Source organism: Bacillus sp. NTK074B, assembly GCF_017303375.1.
Lineage (GTDB): Bacteria > Bacillota > Bacilli > Bacillales > Bacillaceae_B > Rossellomorea.
This window is the reverse complement of sequence record NZ_JAFKOH010000007.1, coordinates 71,492-90,092: the sequence shown is the minus strand read 5'-3', so window position 1 is coordinate 90,092 and position 18,601 is coordinate 71,492. Positions and strand designations below refer to the sequence as shown.

Here is an 18,601-nt window from a genome sequence, read left to right as displayed (position 1 = left end):
AGTGTCAAATGTCTTGTTAGAGGAGAAGACTCACATGACGATCGGTTCAAAAATCCGTTTTCACAGACAAAAAAGGAAGTTAACCCAGGAAGACTTAGCAAAAGGAATCATTTCCATATCCTATCTTTCCAAGCTCGAAAATAATCAAGTGACACCTTCAAGCGACATCATCAACTTGCTTTGTGAGCGTTTAGGCGTAAATAATCTGCTGGATCGTCCGAATCAATTGAACAATCTTCTCGAAAAATGGAACCATGAATTACTATGGAACAATACCGTCCAAGCCGTTTCCACTCACGAACTTATCTTGAAAGATTTTGATGAGACCGATGATCTGACGACTGATTTATTTTATAGAATTCTATGCTTCCGCCTACAACTAATGAAAGGAAATCTTGAAGAAGCTCTGAAGCACTTGATCCATGTTCAATCTAATTATAAAGAACTTACGGATACATTGAGATTTTATTACCACAAGTACAAAGGGAATTATTATTATCTTATGGAAGAGTACCAAAAAGCCCAAGGAGAATTAAAAGAGGCGGAAACTTTTTATGTGCTTGGTAATGTCGTTAATGAAGAAGAACGAGCAGATTTATATTATTTATACAGTCTGGTTCTGACACGTTTGAATATGTACCGTTTATCCATTTATTATGGGGAAAAATCTCTTTCCATTTTTCAGGGAGTGTATTACCAGAAAAGATGCGCCGAGGTGCATCTCCTATTGGGGATCTGCTATCGGAGAATTCGCTACAGTGAGGAAGCTTTGAAACATTATGAATGGGCGAATTTCATTTCACGCTCCATTCATTACACATCCTTACTTTCAAAGATTGAACAGAACCTTGGGTACCTAAAATCCTTTATGAGAAAAAGTGATGAAGCAATCCAGCATTACTTGAAAAGCATTGAATTAAAAGAAACCGACGAAGAAGGGAAACTCTACTCTATTCTATCACTTGTCAAAGAGTATTATAAGATCAACCAATTTTCCAATGTTCATTTCTGGTTGCCTAAAGGTTTGGAGCTTTGCTCCAAAGATAAATACCCTGAAAAATACTATCAGCTTTCTTATTATCAATTTGCATTAAATGATTTCCCTCCAGGATTCGAGATGTTCATGAAAGAATATGCTCTTCCCTACTTCAAGAAGAACGGTTCACATTTATTATACGCTGAATATTCCAAATTTTTAGGTCAGTATTACCAGAGAGTCAGAAGATATAAGCTTGCTGCATTTCATCTAAATGAAGCCAATATCATTTATGAAGAAATGTTGACTTTGTAGGAGGTGAAGAGAATTGAAAGCTTTGAGAAAATTATTGATCATCTCAAGTCTTGCGGCCATGACCCTTGCAGGGGTGGTCATTGTCAAGGTCAACGAAGAAGAATTCCCACCATTTTCAAGTAAATTATAAGCTTTAAAGGGCTGGTCGCTGTCTGGGTCAGTCCTTCTTCTACCCGATATATTTGGTAACGAATCCTAAAAAACCTTCTAGGAGTCTACATCAATTCATCAGGTGGTTCTTTGGAATGGTAACCTGTACTCACTTCGGCAAACAAATCGTTTTCTGTTTCTAGAGGTTGGGACTCCTTATGAGTTCCTTGGTAGACTCTTTGAGCAGATCTCAATAATAGGCTAAGTGACTGAATTTCCTGTTTCAATACATTTATCTCTTCTTTCGTTGCAGGTTGTTTATTCTGATTAAGGATAAACCCCAATTGTCCACTGGGTTCGAGAGTGGCTTCTTCTACGTCTGAAATGGAACGAATCTGATTTTGTCGCAATTTCATTTCCAGCTGATCCACGGATAATCTGAGCTTTTTTAGTGTATCCTTTTGCAGTTCACCATTCTTAATCACCACTTTAGATCTTCCTGTGATCAGTGTTTCCAATCCATCGATTTTGATTTGTGCATATTCCATTACAACGAGAGACAGAACCAGAACCAACCCCACCACTAATGTAGACCAGACTCCTTCGCCTGCGATCGGCTGGACGAGCAAGGACCCGATTCCGATCATGATGACTACTTGAGCCAGACTCATTTGTGAAATCGATTTCCTGCCTGCTATTCTTAATAAGAGTGTCCCTCCCACAACAAGTATGACCGCCTGCCATAAAAGATTGACATCCATTCCTTCACATCCTTTATAATGCTAGCTTTAGCTTTTGATTAAAAATCTATATTATTCAATGAAATTTTCTGACAAAAGAGATATAGTTAATGATGAATACATAAATAAGGGGGATTACCAAATGAAATTATCATTTGAGAAAAACTTAGAAAGATATGCAGATTTAATCGTTCAGGTGGGATTGAACCTGCAAAAGGACCAGGAACTTCTGATCTCTGCACCCATCACCTCATACGAGTTTGTTCGACTGGTTACCGAGAAAGCATATGAAGCCGGTGCCGTGAACGTATTAACCGACTTCTATGATGAAGAGCTGAAAAAAATCCGCTTGGAGAAGTCCTCTGAAAAGGGGTTGAAAGCGTTCCCTCGCTGGAAAGCAAAAGGATATATCGAAATGGCGGAAAACAATGTCGCCTTACTAAACTTAGCAGCCCCGAACCCGTCTCTCCTAAGAGATACAGATCCGGCACGGGTTGCATTGTTGAACAGGACTTCAGCGGAGGCTATGAAAGACTTTTCAGCTTATATCGGCGGGGGTAAAATAAGCTGGTTAATCGCAGCAATCCCAACAACTGAATGGGCTCAGACTGTTTTCCCTGAGCTTCCTCAAGAAGAGGCTTTCACCAAATTATGGGAAAATATCTTCTATACAACCAGAACCGATCAAGAAAACGCCGTGGACCTCTGGGAAGCACATATCCGTCACCTGAATAAAAAAGCAGACAAACTAAATGAAGGTAAATACAAAAAGCTTCATTACAAAGGTCCGGGGACAGACCTGACCATCGAATTCCACCCACAAACCAAATGGATCAGTGCTCAATTCACCAATGATAAAGGCATCCCGTTTGTGCCGAATCTCCCAACGGAAGAAGTGTTTTCAATTCCAGTCAAATATGGAGTCAACGGTGTAGTTTCAAGCACTAAGCCGCTTAATTACAGCGGTACGCTTATCAAGAACTTTTCATTAACCTTCAAGGAAGGAAAAGTAGTTGAATTCTCAGCTGAAGAAGGTTACGAAACTTTAAAAAACCTTCTTGAAACAGATGAAGGCGCGTCTTACTTAGGAGAAGTCGCACTAGTTCCTCATGACTCACCTATTTCAAATACCAACATTATTTTTAATAATACGCTTTTTGATGAAAATGCCTCCTGTCATTTAGCCCTGGGCAGAGCCCTTCCCGTCTGCATCGAAGACGGTAAATCCAAGACAGCTGAACAACTAAAGGAAATTGGCTACAATGAAAGTATGATTCATGTTGATTTTATGATCGGATCCCCTGAATTGAATATTGATGGTGAGAAAGAAGACGGTACAGTGGAACCGGTTTTTAAAGATGGTGATTGGGTTTAAAATGAAAGGTTTTTGGCAGACTAATGTTAAAGGCTTAAATGTTTCACATTTAAGCCTTTTTCTTATGAAATCTTCTTTATTCTACACATTTCCTATATAAAAGAAACAAAGTACCAACATTGGAAAAAGTTACATAGAATATGACAAACAAATTTCTTTTTTAACATATTCAATACTTCACGTATACATTACAATAGAAGTATAACTTTTAAAGGAGCGATTTTCTTGTCAGTAAACTATAAACGATCCTTTCTTTGGAGCGGGCTATTCATCATCGCCTTCCTCATTTTATATACAATGTTTCGCACTACGAATGTGCAATCCCGTGAAAAACCGTTAACCGCAGAAGAAAAATACCCTACAGTTTTTGTGCACGGGTACAAAGGTACATATAATTCTTTCAGAACCATGCTGGACCGTTTTGAGAACCAGCACGGATGGGGACAAAAAACGATGGAAATCACAGTGTCCGATTCCGGGAGCGTCAGATACAAAGGTTCTATACCTGACAATCCCACTAGCCCTCCCCTTGTTCAAGTCATTTTCGAAAATAATCGGGCTTCACTTGATAAACAAAGTATTTGGCTCGAGAATGCCTTGAAGCTTCTGCATCATCAATTTAATGTGTCTAACGTCAATATTGTTGCACATTCAATGGGTGGACTTGCTTCAACGAAATATCTCGAAGATACAAACGATAGCTCGTTTGTTCCAAAAACCCATAAATTCATTACAATCGCAACCCCTTTCTACGGTGTTACAAAGGAATCATATAATCAAATCAATACCGGTGCAGCCGTTATTGATTTAAAGCCTGAATCACGTGCATTAAAAGAAATGTCGATCAATCGCCATATGATCCCTGCAGATATTGAGGTATTCTCCATCGCAGGGTCTGGAGATGACGTAGTAAATGTACAAAGTGCACTAGGCGGTGAACTTATTTTCCAAAACAATTCATTCCAGTCTCAAATTGTTTATGACCCTTCTATTTCCCACAGTGGCTTACATGAGACCGTCAAAGTAGACCGGCTTGTAGGAGATTACTTATGGAGTAATTAAAAATAGCACTGCTTCCCTCTGAAGAATGGATCCATTTTTCAGAGGGAATTTTTTTATTGAAGTTGCGAAATTCACCTATACGTTCTATACTACACAAGACTAAACCAATAGGTTAGGATGAGTTGAATGACAAAAGAAATAGTAGTGAAAGCACACCCAAAATACATATCACAATTCCAAAAAGGGTTTCCCCTATTAAATAAAGATCATGTGACAACGTCGATTCAGAATTTACAAGATGGTGATATCTTCAGACTTGTCGACAACAACAATCATTTCATTGCAAAAGGTTATTTCGGACTCCAAAATAAAGGAATCGGCTGGCTTTTAACCTGGAAAGAACATGAAAATATCGATAAGGGCTTCATATATAAGAAGCTTCAAGCTGCCATCAATCAGCGTCTTCACTTCTACTATAGTGAGGATACAACTGCATTCAGAGTATTCAACGGAGAAGGCGATGGTTTCGGAGGCTTGACTATAGATTACTTTGCCGGATTTTATCTCATTCAATGGTACTCGGAAGGCGCCTATTCTTTTCACGAAGATGTAATGGAAGCATTAAGGAAATTGACCGATTTTAAAGGTATTTACCAAAAAAAAAGGTTCGCGCAAGAAGGGAAATACTTAGAGGCGGATGATTTCGTCGAAGGAACGCGCCCTTCTTTCCCCCTCCTTGTTAAAGAAAATGGTGTTAAATTTGCCATCTATTTAAATGATGGAGCAATGGTTGGGGTATTCCTTGATCAACGGGAAGTTCGAAAGAGAATACGTGACGGATATTCTGAAGGTAAGAGGGTTTTAAATACATTCTCCTATACAGGTGCCTTTTCTGTTTTCGCTGCTCTCGGGGGCGCCACTGAAACAACCAGCGTTGACCTGGCAAATCGCAGCTTAAGTAAAACAATCGAACAGTTCAGCATAAATGATATCGATTATGAAGCTCAGAATATCATCGTTGAAGATGTCTTTAAATACTTCAAATATGCTGTAAAAAAAGAACTCTCTTTCGATTTGGTCATATTAGATCCACCAAGCTTCGCACGTTCAAAGAAACATACATTCAGTGCTGCAAAGGATTATAAAGATTTATTGAAGGAAGCGATTGCCATCACTGAAAAGGGCGGGACCATCGTGGCCTCCACAAACTGCAGTACCTTCAATATGAAGAAGTTCAAGGGCTTTGTCGAGACGGCATTTAAAGAAACAAATGGGAAATATCAAATCCTAGAAGAATTTACGCTTCCGGAGGATTTTAAAACACTGAGGCAATATAAGCAGAGCGACTATCTAAAGGTCGCTTTTATCCGCAAATTATAAAGGATGGGATCCGGAGTCAGCACCGGATCTCTTTATGATTTTATAATGAAGTAATGTTTACACAAATAGATGACAGAATACTCTGTTATTATTTCCTCGGAAACCGCAAGAACCGACAAAGCACTGAAACTTCCTGATGAATTTTATCGAACTAGGGGGATTAATGATGAAGAAAGCGATATTTCTTGACCGTGATGGTGTAATCAATGAGGTAAAAACCGATAGAGTGAAGTTCGTCAATCGACCAGAGCAATTTTATTTCCTTGCAGGAGTTCAGGAAGCAGTGAAATTATTATCAGATTCAGGCTTCCTTCTTTTTGTCGTGACTAATCAAGGTGGCGTTGGTCTTGGTTTTCTTTCCCATGAAGATCTTCATTTGATTCATGCTTATATGTTAAATGAATTGAAGAAAGCGGATGGCTTTATTCAGGAAGTCTCCTGCTGTACGCATAAACCCAATGAGGGGTGTAAATGCCGAAATCCTGAACCTGGGATGATGTTTAAACTGGCTGAAAAATATGACCTCGATCTTAAGAAATCCTATATGGTGGGTGATCGTGAAGTAGACATTCAGGCCGGCAAGAAAGCGGGATGTACGACCATCTTACTTAACAAGTTCCCTACTGTAACAGATGCTGATTATATATTTCCTGATTTATTAAGAGCTTCTGAATTCGTCGTCAAGAGATAATTAAATGTTTTGTCCCCCATCCGTCACACACTTCACCTTAATCAGACATTCTGGACATTTTAAGATTTCTTATTTGAATAGAGCTCGTTTTATCGTTTCAAATTAGGGGATTCTATGGTAAAGTACTATGGAATCAGAATGAACGGGAGGTTTTCGGGTGAATCAGCAGGAATTACTACACATTATACGGGATCATTATCCCTTTGATGTTCTCTCTGCAGAACAGTTAAATTATATTATTTCCGGCTCCAGATACACGACCTTCAAAAAAGGTGAATTTCTATTTCATGAAGATGAAACGGTTGAAGAGCTTGATATTTACTTTCTCGTCTCTGGCCTTGCAAAGAATGTTCTTCATAGGTCCAGTGGAAAACAATACTCATTACGATTTTATTACCCGGGTGACCTAATCGGAATCATGATCATGCTCACGAGTGGACAGATGACTTTTTCGGTACAGGCCATTGAAGACTGCACGGTTTTCCGTATTCAAAAAGACCGGATTTTAGACATTATGACTAAAAACAACGATTTTTCGAAAATCATCTTTGAAAGCATCGGCAATCGAATGAAGACTCTTTACGATGAAATTAAAGTTAAATCTGCCACAGAAACCGACGATGAAAACATCAACCTATTCAGAACCAAGGTACATACTCTGATGGACAGCCCTACTTTCATGGATGGTGATGCCACCGTTATTGAAGCTGCTGAAAAGATGAAAGAACATGATACTTACGGTTTGGTCGTGGTGAATCAGGATAGAAAAATGCAAGGTATCCTTACCCAGCGGGAAATTCTTTCATATATTACCAATCCGGGTGTCTCTGATAAAGTAAAGGACTGGATGAAGGAAAAACCATTCTGGATCAGGGATGAATCCTTTGCTTATGAAGCCCTTTCCTTCTTCAAGCATGAGGAAGTGGATTTCGTCCCCATCATTCGCAATGATGTCGTCGTTGGGGTTCTTACCAGTACGTCTTTCCTCAATATACAAGATTCAAATTATCTGGATCTTTCCTATAAGATTCAAAAGGCTGTAACAAATGATGAATTGGTTGAACTTGCTACAGTAAAGAGTGAAACTTTTCAACAATTCATCCAAGACCTATTGACACAAGACAGTTTTGGATTTGATATATGTGAAGTCATTTCAAACTATAATGATCGTCTTCACCGGAAAATCATTCAATTAAGTGAAAGAGAAATGAGGCAGGAAGGGTTTGGGTCCGCTCCAATCAATTATTGCTTCATCGTGATGGGGAGTCAGGGACGGAGTGAGCAGGGATTCCACACAGATCAGGATAATGGAATTATTCTTGATGATTATAATCATTTATCCGACCTGAAGAAAGTCGATCACTATTTTCAAGCTTTCACTGAAAAACTAAACCAAAAACTTGCTGCCTGCGGATTTACGGAGTGTACAGGTGGAATCATGGCGAAGGAGCAAAAGTGGAAAAGATCTTATACGGATTGGAAGAAGGCGATTGATGAGTGGCTTCACGAAATGGACGCACAGGAAATACAGAATATCACCATGTTTTATGACTTCCGACCGATCTATGGCGACTACTCCATTGCTGAGGAGATACGAAATTACCTGACAGAAAAGTCAAAACGATCTCTTAATATGCAACAACTATTACGAAAAGACGCCCTTAGGTTCAAGCTCCCCGTCGGTCCGTTGGGGCGTGTCAACCTTAAGCCCAAAAATCATTTATTCAATATTAAGAAGTCAGGCCTTTTACAAATCGTCAACATGATTCGAATTCACTCTGTCAAATACGGGATCAAAGAAGTGAATACGATTAAAAGGGTACAGGCATTAAAAAAATTACAGGCCTTTCACCCCAGAGATGCAGAAAATGTGAAAACAGCCATGCACATCCTCCTATCATTAAGGACAAAACAGAACCTTTTGGAACTTAGTGAAGGAAAACCATTGAGTAATGATATAGATGTCCGTACCCTTTCGAAAGAAGACCGTCAAAAGTTAAAGGAATCCATCCAGATCGCCAATCGACTCCAGCAGGTAATGGAAATCAGTTTTAACAGGAATCGGGTGGTTTGATGGATGATATAGGCATAAATGTAGGCTATCGGATAATTAAGTATTATTTATGGCAGCAATTTTTCTTTCGTTATCAAGTAAAGCGCGAGAAAGAAAAGCTATCCTACCATAAGCTTTCTCGCGCCCTTAAACAATTTGAAGAAGAAAAACCAACTCTTCAAAAGAAGCACTTATTCCATTGTAGCTTTACCATCTTCGACCTTGAAACGACCGGATTTTTTCCGGAGGTTGGTGATGAAATCATTTCCATAGGCGCAGTGAAGGTCAAGGAGGGAGAAGTTCAAAGAGACGATACTTTCTATCAGGTAATCGATCCGCTTCAAACGGTCTCCAGGAAAACCAAACGTTTTACGGGCCTCAGGCGCAAAGACTTTTTAAATGGGGTTACACTGCCAATAGGTCTGGAGCGTTTTATAGAATACAGCAAAGGAACGATTCTAGTTGCTCACCCTGCAAGCTTTGATATTAATTTTCTTCAAAAAAGGATAAATAAGTGGGAGCTTCCTTCATTCGACCCGGAGTTTGTCGATTCTTTTGCCCTTGCTAATGGATTACTGGGCAGAGAAGACTGCTATTTGGATATGCTTGTAGAGCATTTCAATATTCAGGATCGAGCTCGGCATCATGCTTTGAATGATGCCATCATGACGGCTGAAATCTTCGAGATCCTTTTGAGAATATGTTATCAAAAGGAAGTTCACACCATTAGGGGCTTACATGATTTCCTGCGGGAATCGGGTTAAATTCCCTCTAGAACGCAAAAAAGCGCATGAAGAAACTCATGCGCTTTTGTCATACATTTTATCGAATTTGTCCTGTTCCATGCATCATATACTTTACTGTTGTCAATGCCGGAAGCCCCATTGGTCCTCTCGCGTGCAGTTTCTGAGTGGAAATACCAATTTCAGCTCCGAACCCTAATGCCCCTCCATCTGTGAAACGCGTAGAAGCATTATGATAAAGTGCGGCAGCATCAACGAGCATCATGAACTTTTTCGCTGTATCATTATTTTCTGTCACGATGGCTTCTGAATGCTTGGTTCCATATTGTTCAATATGGTCAACCGCTTCATCCATTGCAGACACAACTTTAACGGCAATATCGAGACTTAAATATTCGTTCGCCCAGTCCTCTTCTCCTGCAAGCTTTGCATCTGAGATTGCTTCAACCACTTTTTCATCTCCGTGGATGGCTACATTGTGTTCTTTAAGCTTTTTGACGAAAGCATCTTTATTCTCATTAAACCATTCTTCGTGTAAAATGACGGTTTCAGCAGCGTTACAAACCGCTGGACGATCGGTTTTCGCATTTATGATGATGTTGAGTGCCTTTTCCGGGTTTGCTTCACTATCGATGTAAATATGACAATTCCCCACGCCTGTTTCAAGAACAGGAACGGTAGCATTATTGACAACGGCATTAATCAAAGCACCACCACCACGTGGAATTAACACATCTATATGTTCTTTCATTGTGAATAATTCACTTGTTGCCTCACGATCTGTTGTGTTGATGAATTGAACGGCATCACTCGGGATATCTGTTTGTTCCAATGCTTTATGCATGACGTCCACAATCGCTTTATTCGACGTGATGGCATTTGAACCACCCTTCAAAACGATGGCATTACCGGATTTTAAAGCAAGTCCAGTAGCATCAACCGTTACATTAGGGCGAGCTTCATAGATCATTCCAATGACACCAAGCGGTACTGTCACTTTTTGCACTTGCAGCTGGTTTTCGAGCGTCCAGTCTGAAACCACTCTTCCGGTTGGATCATCAAGATCAGCTACTTGGCGAAGACCGTTCGCAAAGTCTTCGATCCGCTCCTTTGAAAGGGATAACCGATCCATAAAGGCTGCTTCAAATCCTTTTTCTCTTCCTCTATCAAGGTCCATTTCGTTTTGCTTTAGGATCGATTCATAGTTCGCCTCTAAATGATCGGCCAAGGTATGCAAGGCGTTATTTTTTTGCTCAGTTGTTAGCATGCTAAGTGTTTTGGAAGCTTTTTTAGCCAGTATCGCTTGTTTTTTTACATCGGTTTTTTCTACAGTTAAAGTCATCAAATACCTCCTGATTTTTTTGAAAGCTATCTTAGTTACTGATTTATGATGAAATGTCCACTAATTTCCCATTAGGAAATCCTTGTCTTACACACCCACCGGAATAGGTACTTCAACATGACATACAAGGTGATCAATTTCCACTACAATTTCATCTGCTTTGATTTCTGCCGGGTTTTTCAACTGACCTGATCGATAATTAACCATTCCAAGTCCAATCTCTTCATTGCGATTATCCAGAATCCGAACGACTGCACCTTTATCAAAGCGGCCTTTTACCGTATATATGTCATCGATGGTCAGACTCTCTTTTTGCTTTAAGATACGTTCTTTTGCCCCTGCATCAATGGTGATTTCACCTTCTGGTCCAGAATTGAACGCAATCCACTGCTTTTTAGAGTCAAGATTGACGGAATCTTCCGTCGATTCGAAATAGGTTCCTTTAGCTGTATGCTGAACAGCATCATAGATGACATTTGAGTTACCTGATTTACCGAGGAATGCAGGGATACCGGATGCCATTGTTATCTTAAAGGCATCAATCTTGGATCTCATGCCACCGGTACCGACCGAACTTCCTGGTTCACCGGCCATCTCTTCAATATCTTCTGTAATTTCAGTCACACTTTCGAGTAGTTCAGCATCTGGATTTTTGCGTGGATCTGAATCATATAATCCATCAATATCCGATAGAATGATCAGTTGATCAGCATCAACAAGCGCTGCGACTTTCGCAGATAATGTATCATTATCTCCAAACTTTAAACGATCGATCGTTACGGTATCATTTTCATTCACGATGGGAATGATCCCTCTTTCAAGTAGAACATTGATCGTGTTTCTGGCATTGTTATATCGATCTTCATCTGAGAAGTCACTACGAGTGATCAGAATTTGAGAAGCTACGTATCCGTTTGAAATTAACAGATCGGAATACGCTTCTATTAATAGTCCTTGACCGATTGCTGCTGCAGCCTGTTTCTCTGGTAACGAGCTTGGGCGAGTCAAGCAACCCAATTTACGGTACCCCGCAGCGACGGCTCCAGATGATACTAACAATACTTCATGACCGTCGTCCTTTAAGCGGACAACTTCATCAACAAGGCGCTCAAGCTTTCTGCGGCTCATTTCTCCATGTAAGCTTGTCAATGAACTACTTCCAATCTTAATGACGATACGTTTGTTTTCTTGGGACATTCAATCACTCCTAGTTACAAGGTCCGTCCCTTGCCCCTCATTTTATATGCTGGGAAAGACCTGTATTTCGTGTATGGTTGGTATATATATGAGGTGTTTTATATGAGTTGGGCTATTAGCTTGTGACTAATTCTTTGGACTGTAAGGATGAGCTGATTTCTTTCGAACGCTTTTCTGCTCCCTTTACAGCTTCTGAGATGGCTTTACCTCCACCGAACTGAGCTAATGCATCAAGTCCTGCAGCCGTAGTACCGTTTGGGGATGTTACATTTTCTCTTAGTTGAGTTGGTGATTCTTCTCGCTCCAGCATCATTTTGGCTGCTCCGAAAATGGTTTGAGCTCCGATTTCACGAGCCAATTTCGGGTCTAATCCTGCTTCAGCACCCGTCTTTTCGATGTGTTCCATTAAATAGTAGAAGTAAGCTGGACCGCTTCCGGCAATTCCGGTGAAGATGTCCATCTGACTCTCATTTATGACGAATACTTCGCCGATACTTGATAATAATTCTTCTGCATATTCCATATCTTCTCTCGAAGTGAATCTTCCAGCACTGATTGCTGTTGCAGACTCCTTCAACATACTTGATGTATTCGGCATGACGCGGATGACAGGCTGACCGGCAGGTAACTGCTCTTCCATGTGAGATGTAGTGATACCTGCAAGTACAGACATGATGACCGTATCATTTCTTACGAGATGATTAATGGAATCCAATGCTTTGTCAATATCTTTCGGCTTCATTGCAAGAATAAGGATATCTATTTCATCAAAAGGCAGATCATCTTTTGTTATAGAGGTGATATCATATTTCGCTTTCATTTCCTGTAGTCTGCCTTGATTGCTTCGATTGGAAACAATGATTTGTTCTGCCGGGATTTTACCACTCTGTACAGTTCCTGAAATCATTGCCTCTGCCATGTTTCCTGCACCTAAAAAAGCAATCGTCTTATTTTTTAACAATCATATCCACTCCCGTTTTATATTATGTTAGTTTTTGAAAACACATTATTTCATTTTTAATAGTTCATTTAATGTAAAGTTTAAACTTCAATTTTTGTTGAATGGGTCGTTTCATAACCGCCGAATCCCTTGATTGGCGTGTGCTTTGTTCACAACGTTTATTATCGTAACATGCTGAAGAATGATATCAAGTGGAATAAAGGAAGTAGTTAGGATTCAGCCGAAATAGCTAGTGGAAGCGTTATCATTCCCATTTATGTGATTCAGATTCCTTCTGAGGGCCTATAATTGGCTGAGAGAGCGCATAATCAGAATTTTTAATTTTGACTTTCGAATTAGAATGACTGTATATCACGTTTATAACCCCTATGAAACAGTACCGAACGCGACTCCCACCAACAAATGCTCTTTAACAAAGAAAATCCCGGTGGGCCGTTTCTGGCCAACCGGGATTCATGTCACTATTCTGTTGCCGCTTCATCCTGATTATTACCACTCAGGAAGTCTTTAAGTGCCTGGATATTTTCTTCAAAGTCAATTTCAAGAACAGATCCGACCCCGCTATAACTTCCGAAACCATAAGAACCTTCCACAGGAATCGTAAGCTTGTCCATATCACTGTTGTTACTCAGCAGGATATCTTTGGCGATAGAAATTTGGTCCAGCTTACTCATATTCGTCTGAATATAAGGTTGTATGGACCCTGCCATTTTCGGAAGCTTTGTTACCCCTCCAATGGATAGAACTTCGTCTTTTAAAGCAGCAATCACCTTTTGCTGTCTTTCAACTCGACCAAAGTCACCTTGTTCATCATGTCGGAATCTTGCATAACCCAGCAATTCCTTACCATTGAGGTTCTGAACTCCAGGCTCGAGGGAAACACCAATATTCTCTGACATGGCCTTCTCGACATCCATTTTGATTCCTTCTGGAGCCAGAATATCCACCGACTGTTCAAACCCTTTAAAATCGACGATCATGAAATATTGGATATCCAGATCAAAATTCTGCTTGATCGTTTTCCGCAGCAATTCAGGACCGCCTAAATAGAATGCGGTATTCAGCTTATAGTTTTGATATCCAGGGATTTCTGCATATATATCTCTCATAAAAGAAACAAGTTTGGTTTCATTCGTTTTCGGATCGATCTGGGCGAGCATCATCGTATCTGTCCTTGATTTCTCTTCGCCCCTGCTATCGACTCCCAATAACAAAATGTTCACCTTACCGTTCTCGTCTTTTACACCATTGAATTTATAATCTTCCTGCATCTGGTCTTCACCAGCCATTTTATAACCGCTGTAAAATTGAAACGCAGCATAACCGAGTAAACTAAAAATAAGGAGTAATAATACCAAAATCACTTTTCTTCCGCGTTTTTTCTTCTTGGTCTTTCGATCTAACCGTGACTCCATTTCTTCACCTACTTTTATGACATTCATGAAATTACCGATGATAGTATGAAATGGTACTCTATACACTCGTAATTGACAATCGCAGAATAATGGATAAACTAACACTTTTCTCCATACTATGACACCTGAAAATATATTTTACCACAAATATCCTTAAAAGTATTTAGTTGTTCTTGTAATAAAGCTGAAGAGATTGGTAGTACCCTTCCGTCATTTCTCTAATGACCGTTTCGTCTTCTGCTTCATATGAAATGATAAATGAAGTAGCAGGGCCGCTGGATTTTTCTAAATCCTGTAATGAATGGACTTCTTCTTTCCTCAACTCCATCCCTGTCAGCACAGAAAGTTCGTGACGTACACCTTTAGAACCGACCGGCAAGATATCTGTGATAGAAGGGTGGAGTGTACACTTTTTGAATAGAGACAATGGGGCAACGCAGGATTGGAATTTCAATACTTCATCCCCGACCAAAGGGGTACCAATCAGTGCAAACGAATTTCCCTGCTTGGATGTCTGATCCATCTTCTTTCTCAATCCGATACAGGTTATGCCGAGAGCAGATTGTTTAAGGCTGATGTTGGATTCAGAAGTTCCTGTCAGGGGGACATCCTCCATCCCAAGTTCTCTCAGGCCCATCCGAACACCTTGGGTATATTTTTCCCACACGGTGTCAGAGGTAAAGTTAAATAATTGAACAGCGACCAGTCTTGCTCCAGCTGACAAGCATTCCATCACTGCTACACGAAAACTGAAATAACCAACAACCTCCGTGTCTGCCTGGACCACGTCATCATTTTTTCTACCGATTCCCCCGCTGCAGTCAGAAGCTAAAATCAGTTCATCTTCTTAATTGATGGAGATTGATAACACATCCCGATTCCCGATCATACTTTAACCCCTTTCGGTAATTTTGTCGCCAGTGGAGGATAAAGAAAGTGAGCGATCGTTAAATTCATGAGGGTCCCTGCTATCAAGGAAGGAACAATTGAAACGTAAAAAGACAGGCTCAGGATAAAAATAAATGGGAGTGCAGCTAATACACCCCTATCAAAAACAGAGCTGCCGTCAATTTACGTTTTCCTTTTGAAAAAACATATCCGAACATCCAGACAAAGAGAGCCATTTCTGAAGCAACCAGAATGTGGAAAGGACCAAGTGGAAGTCCTGCATACAGACTCGAGAGTAAATGTCCTCCCCCTGCAACAAATGCCACTTTCCTTCCATTGAATAAAGAAGCGACTAAAATGGCAGGCATACTGTCCAGGGCAATCGTACCGATGACAGCGGGGATCTTCACCATTCCTCCAATGGCAGATAAAGCAAGAAATAATGACAGTAAGAGAAGTGTTTTAAGCTTACCTTCCATTATTATTCTGTACTTTACCGGAGGAAAATACGTTGGCACTCCGGACATATTCAACGTCTTTGACATTGCTGCGGTGATTGATCACACGAGAGAGTGCAAAGAAGTAGTCCGATAAGCGGTTGATATATTGTAACGTGATGATAGGAAATTCCTCGTCGGTCTTCGAAAGGGGAACCATGCATCTCTCTGCCCTTCTGGCAACAGTCCTTGCAATATGAATACTCGCAGAGGCTTTCACCCCGCCTGGAAGTATGAACTTTTCAAGGGGAGGAGCTTCCTTGGTCAATCGGTCAATCTTTTCTTCCAAGTAAAGGACCGACTCAGCCTGAAGCTTGCTCTTTCTTTTTTTCGAGATATTGGATAAGTCTCCTCCGCAATCAAACAGTTCATGTTGAATTTTCTCAAGATCCATCAATATATCGTTAAAACGCTCTTGATCCAATTCAGATATCGCTTGACCAACGAAGCAATTCACCTCATCCAAGGTACCGTATGCTTCAACACGGATATCGTCCTTATCGACCCTGCCGCCTATTAAACTCGTCCGGCCCTTGTCCCCTGTTCTTGTATAAAGTTGCATAAAACCATCTCTCCTTTACCCTTTTAATGATGTTGCCAAGCCATACCAGACCAGCCAAACTCTATGTGATTCTTCGGCAAGATCCTGGTAAATCCAACCTGTCATATCTCTCCACTCTCTGGAGGATAAATCACTGGGAACAATTCCTTTCCCTATTTCAGAACCAATCCAGATTACCTTTCGTTCTGGGCTTTCTTCTTCCCATTTCCTTAGTGATTGCACCCGAACTCTAAAAGCCGCTCTTATATCACTATCATTTTGTAAAAGGGCTCGGCGGACCGCATATTCAATCCCCTCCAATACAATGATGGACATTTTCGGATGAATCTCTTTCCAATCTCCATCAAATAAGGAAACCCACTCTGTATCAGAATTCCTTAAACGAAAGCGTGTTCTTACCCATCGTGCCTTTCCGTTAAAGGAACCGCCCGTAATGAAGTACAAATCTGATTCCTCCAATCCTCTTCACTTTCCCAAATTAATTCATACCCTTTTCCGTGGTTAATCTCCCATTCCCAAAATGTTTTATACTCATTTTCAGGAGATAGAGACGTCAATAAATGCCGAATGACCCCTCCGTGGGTAAGGACTGCAAATCGATTTCCATTCTGGACATCAATTTGGGCTAGGATTTCATTCCATGCAAGTTCCACCCTCTTACTGAACTGAACCATGTTTTCGCCTCCTGGAGGAGAAACATTTGGATCGGTTAACCATTCCTGATAGACTCGATCATCCTTCAAGAGCTCGTAGGTCAACCCTTCCCACTTTCCAAAATGTAATTCTCTCAGCATTGGCGACGATATCACAGGAACGTCAGGGAACAGAAAATGAGCTGTTTCCAAACATCGGTTAAGATCGCTTGAAAAACACGCTTCGTAGTCATGGAAGTTTCTCTTTTGTCCCTTAAGCATAATGATCCCATTGTGGGATAAACTCGAGTTCGTCCAGCCTATATATTTTCCATTCTCATTTTCTTCTGTTAAACCATGTCGGATAAAGGCAATAACCATAAAGTCATCCACAACATCCACTCCATCCCTTCTACACTGGCACCTACCGTATCTCCAGTCATTCCTCCAAACCATTTGATGGACTTTACATAAACGAACAAGAAAAAGCCTGTTGTGACTACACCGAATGAGAGATAAAGATAAAACCCACTCAGGAAGAAGCTGCATATTCCGCCCATTAAGAAATATCCAGGAAGAAAGAGAAGTTCACATTTGGTCATGTACTTACTGAAGCTAAACCCCATACCTGATTTTTGTGCAGGTGGAATAAGAATCAGACTTGCCCCCATGACCATACGGCTGAAAAAGGGTATCCATATAAGGACTATAGTGATCACTGCGGACTCAGTGTAAAGGACCGTTTCGTAAATGAAGACAAAACGGGAGGAAAGCATGACCAATAATGAGAGGACTCCAAAAGCACCGATACGGGGATCCTTCAAAATGGTCAATCTTTTTTCTTTATCCCTATATGAAAAAAAAGCGTCACTTGCATCCATATACCCGTCCAAATGAAGTCCGCCGGTAAGAATGATGGGCATCACCCAAATATAAAACGATAATGCCAAAGGGCTCATTTGCGTATAGTCATTCAGTAATATATATCCGATTGAAAGAAGTAAGCCCATACTGAAGCCTACTAACGGAAATGTACGAACCATCCACTTCATCTCATATTTTCCAAACGAAAACTCTTTGTGAACTGGAAAAATAGTGAAAAACTGTACATTCATAAGGAAACTTTTCAATAGAATCATGATATCGGAATTCCCTTCTTTACAACCGGAATCCCCACCGACATGTCAATGGCAGTAGAGGATTCCTCAACCATTCTTCTATGTAATGATCCAAGCGTTTTTTGAAATTGAACTATATCTGAGGTCAATGGAATGTCGTAAAACAATTCATTACTAACGACGAGCAACACTTGTGCTTTATCCCTGATCCCAATGATAGATTGATAGATCTCCTTCTCCACTGCACTTGAGTTCACCTTTTCTATTACGAACATCTCATTTGTGAGAAGAGTCGTGAGGCAATCCAACAGAACAATCGCATTTTGTGGCAGGTAGTCAATGGTGCCACCGATCGCCCTGGGGCATTCAATTGTGATCCAGTCTTCTGTAGTGGCTTCCCGATCTAATTGATGTTTCAGAATCCGTCGTTCCATTTCATGATCGGTATTCACTCCACACGCCAGATAAACCAATGCTTCCTTTGAGTCCCGTAGTTCAGCTGCAAGTCTTTCAGCATAAGAACTTTTGCCGCTTCTGACCCCACCGGTAATAAATATTAATTTCCCCATCATGTCCCGCCTTTTTCTGAAGGCTGTTTTCGTATACATCAATACTTTTGGTTGA

The 18,601-nt window shown here is 40.5% G+C and carries 19 protein-coding genes; 7 read left to right on the top strand and 12 right to left on the bottom strand.

Features of this window, described 5'->3' with window-relative positions:
- Positions 1 to 34 precede the first annotated feature (34 nt).
- A complete protein-coding gene (locus tag JI667_RS13220) occupies positions 35 to 1,291 on the top strand; it encodes a helix-turn-helix domain-containing protein (RefSeq protein WP_206854926.1) in 1,257 nt (418 codons plus the stop codon).
- 215 nt (positions 1,292 to 1,506) lie between these two features.
- On the opposite strand, the gene JI667_RS13215 is transcribed toward JI667_RS13220, so the two are convergent.
- Positions 1,507 to 2,142 carry a DUF421 domain-containing protein gene (locus tag JI667_RS13215; RefSeq protein ID WP_206854924.1) on the bottom strand — a complete coding sequence of 212 codons (636 nt, stop codon included), beginning with the start codon at positions 2,140 to 2,142 and terminating at the stop codon, positions 1,507 to 1,509.
- Between the two features lie 121 nt (positions 2,143 to 2,263).
- On the opposite strand from JI667_RS13215, the gene JI667_RS13210 reads away from it, so the two are divergent.
- The 6 genes from JI667_RS13210 to JI667_RS13185 all read left to right on the top strand — a co-directional run bounded on the left by JI667_RS13210 (position 2,264) and on the right by JI667_RS13185 (position 9,386).
- A complete protein-coding gene (locus JI667_RS13210; protein WP_206854921.1) occupies positions 2,264 to 3,496 on the top strand; it encodes an aminopeptidase in 1,233 nt (410 codons plus the stop codon).
- Between the two features lie 225 nt (positions 3,497 to 3,721).
- The gene (locus JI667_RS13205) at positions 3,722 to 4,558 is read left to right on the top strand and encodes an alpha/beta hydrolase (RefSeq protein WP_206854918.1); all 837 of its coding nucleotides are present in this window, start codon (positions 3,722 to 3,724) and stop codon (positions 4,556 to 4,558) included.
- Positions 4,559 to 4,684: 126 nt separating this feature from the next.
- Positions 4,685 to 5,878 carry a class I SAM-dependent rRNA methyltransferase gene (locus tag JI667_RS13200; RefSeq protein WP_206854915.1) on the top strand — a complete coding sequence of 398 codons (1,194 nt, stop codon included), beginning with the start codon at positions 4,685 to 4,687 and terminating at the stop codon, positions 5,876 to 5,878.
- A gap of 166 nt (positions 5,879 to 6,044) precedes the next feature.
- A complete protein-coding gene (locus JI667_RS13195; protein WP_206854912.1) occupies positions 6,045 to 6,569 on the top strand; it encodes a D-glycero-alpha-D-manno-heptose-1,7-bisphosphate 7-phosphatase in 525 nt (174 codons plus the stop codon).
- Between the two features lie 157 nt (positions 6,570 to 6,726).
- On the top strand, positions 6,727 to 8,643 hold the full coding sequence (locus tag JI667_RS13190) for a DUF294 nucleotidyltransferase-like domain-containing protein (RefSeq protein WP_206854909.1): 1,917 nt from the start codon (positions 6,727 to 6,729) through the stop codon (positions 8,641 to 8,643).
- Positions 8,643 to 9,386, top strand: coding sequence for a 3'-5' exonuclease (locus JI667_RS13185; RefSeq protein ID WP_244668324.1), 744 nt, complete (start codon positions 8,643 to 8,645; stop codon positions 9,384 to 9,386). The genes JI667_RS13190 and JI667_RS13185 overlap by 1 nt, the downstream gene beginning before the upstream one ends.
- A 58-nt stretch (positions 9,387 to 9,444) precedes the next feature.
- On the opposite strand, the gene JI667_RS13180 is transcribed toward JI667_RS13185, so the two are convergent.
- The 11 genes from JI667_RS13180 to JI667_RS13130 form a co-directional block, all read right to left on the bottom strand.
- Positions 9,445 to 10,707: a glutamate-5-semialdehyde dehydrogenase gene (locus JI667_RS13180; RefSeq protein ID WP_206854903.1), complete on the bottom strand. Its 1,263-nt coding sequence runs from the start codon at positions 10,705 to 10,707 to the stop codon at positions 9,445 to 9,447.
- A gap of 87 nt (positions 10,708 to 10,794) precedes the next feature.
- Positions 10,795 to 11,904, bottom strand: coding sequence for a glutamate 5-kinase (gene proB, locus JI667_RS13175; RefSeq protein ID WP_206854900.1), 1,110 nt, complete (start codon positions 11,902 to 11,904; stop codon positions 10,795 to 10,797).
- A 115-nt stretch (positions 11,905 to 12,019) separates the two neighbouring features.
- Positions 12,020 to 12,865, bottom strand: a complete 846-nt coding sequence (gene proC, locus JI667_RS13170; protein WP_206854897.1) for a pyrroline-5-carboxylate reductase — start codon at positions 12,863 to 12,865, stop codon at positions 12,020 to 12,022.
- A 461-nt stretch (positions 12,866 to 13,326) separates the two neighbouring features.
- The gene (locus tag JI667_RS13165; RefSeq protein WP_206854894.1) at positions 13,327 to 14,280 is read right to left on the bottom strand and encodes an LCP family protein; all 954 of its coding nucleotides are present in this window, start codon (positions 14,278 to 14,280) and stop codon (positions 13,327 to 13,329) included.
- Between the two features lie 163 nt (positions 14,281 to 14,443).
- The gene (locus JI667_RS13160) at positions 14,444 to 15,067 is read right to left on the bottom strand and encodes an ATP-binding protein (RefSeq protein ID WP_206854891.1); all 624 of its coding nucleotides are present in this window, start codon (positions 15,065 to 15,067) and stop codon (positions 14,444 to 14,446) included.
- Positions 15,068 to 15,314: 247 nt separating this feature from the next.
- Positions 15,315 to 15,647 (bottom strand): hypothetical protein, encoded by a 333-nt coding sequence (locus tag JI667_RS13155; RefSeq protein ID WP_206854888.1) that lies wholly within the window; start codon positions 15,645 to 15,647, stop codon positions 15,315 to 15,317.
- Positions 15,637 to 16,227: a cob(I)yrinic acid a,c-diamide adenosyltransferase gene (locus JI667_RS13150; protein ID WP_206854885.1), complete on the bottom strand. Its 591-nt coding sequence runs from the start codon at positions 16,225 to 16,227 to the stop codon at positions 15,637 to 15,639. The genes JI667_RS13155 and JI667_RS13150 overlap by 11 nt, the downstream gene beginning before the upstream one ends.
- Before the next feature lie 15 nt (positions 16,228 to 16,242).
- Positions 16,243 to 16,671, bottom strand: a complete 429-nt coding sequence (locus tag JI667_RS13145; protein ID WP_206854868.1) for a bifunctional adenosylcobinamide kinase/adenosylcobinamide-phosphate guanylyltransferase — start codon at positions 16,669 to 16,671, stop codon at positions 16,243 to 16,245.
- The gene (locus JI667_RS13140) at positions 16,623 to 17,252 is read right to left on the bottom strand and encodes a histidine phosphatase family protein (RefSeq protein ID WP_206854865.1); all 630 of its coding nucleotides are present in this window, start codon (positions 17,250 to 17,252) and stop codon (positions 16,623 to 16,625) included. Before JI667_RS13140 ends, JI667_RS13145 begins: the two co-directional genes overlap by 49 nt.
- Positions 17,210 to 17,911, bottom strand: a complete 702-nt coding sequence (locus JI667_RS13135) for an adenosylcobinamide-GDP ribazoletransferase (protein WP_244668317.1) — start codon at positions 17,909 to 17,911, stop codon at positions 17,210 to 17,212. The genes JI667_RS13140 and JI667_RS13135 overlap by 43 nt, the downstream gene beginning before the upstream one ends.
- 83 nt (positions 17,912 to 17,994) lie before the next feature.
- A complete protein-coding gene (locus tag JI667_RS13130; protein WP_206854859.1) occupies positions 17,995 to 18,546 on the bottom strand; it encodes a bifunctional adenosylcobinamide kinase/adenosylcobinamide-phosphate guanylyltransferase in 552 nt (183 codons plus the stop codon).
- Between the last annotated feature and the right edge of the window lie 55 nt (positions 18,547 to 18,601).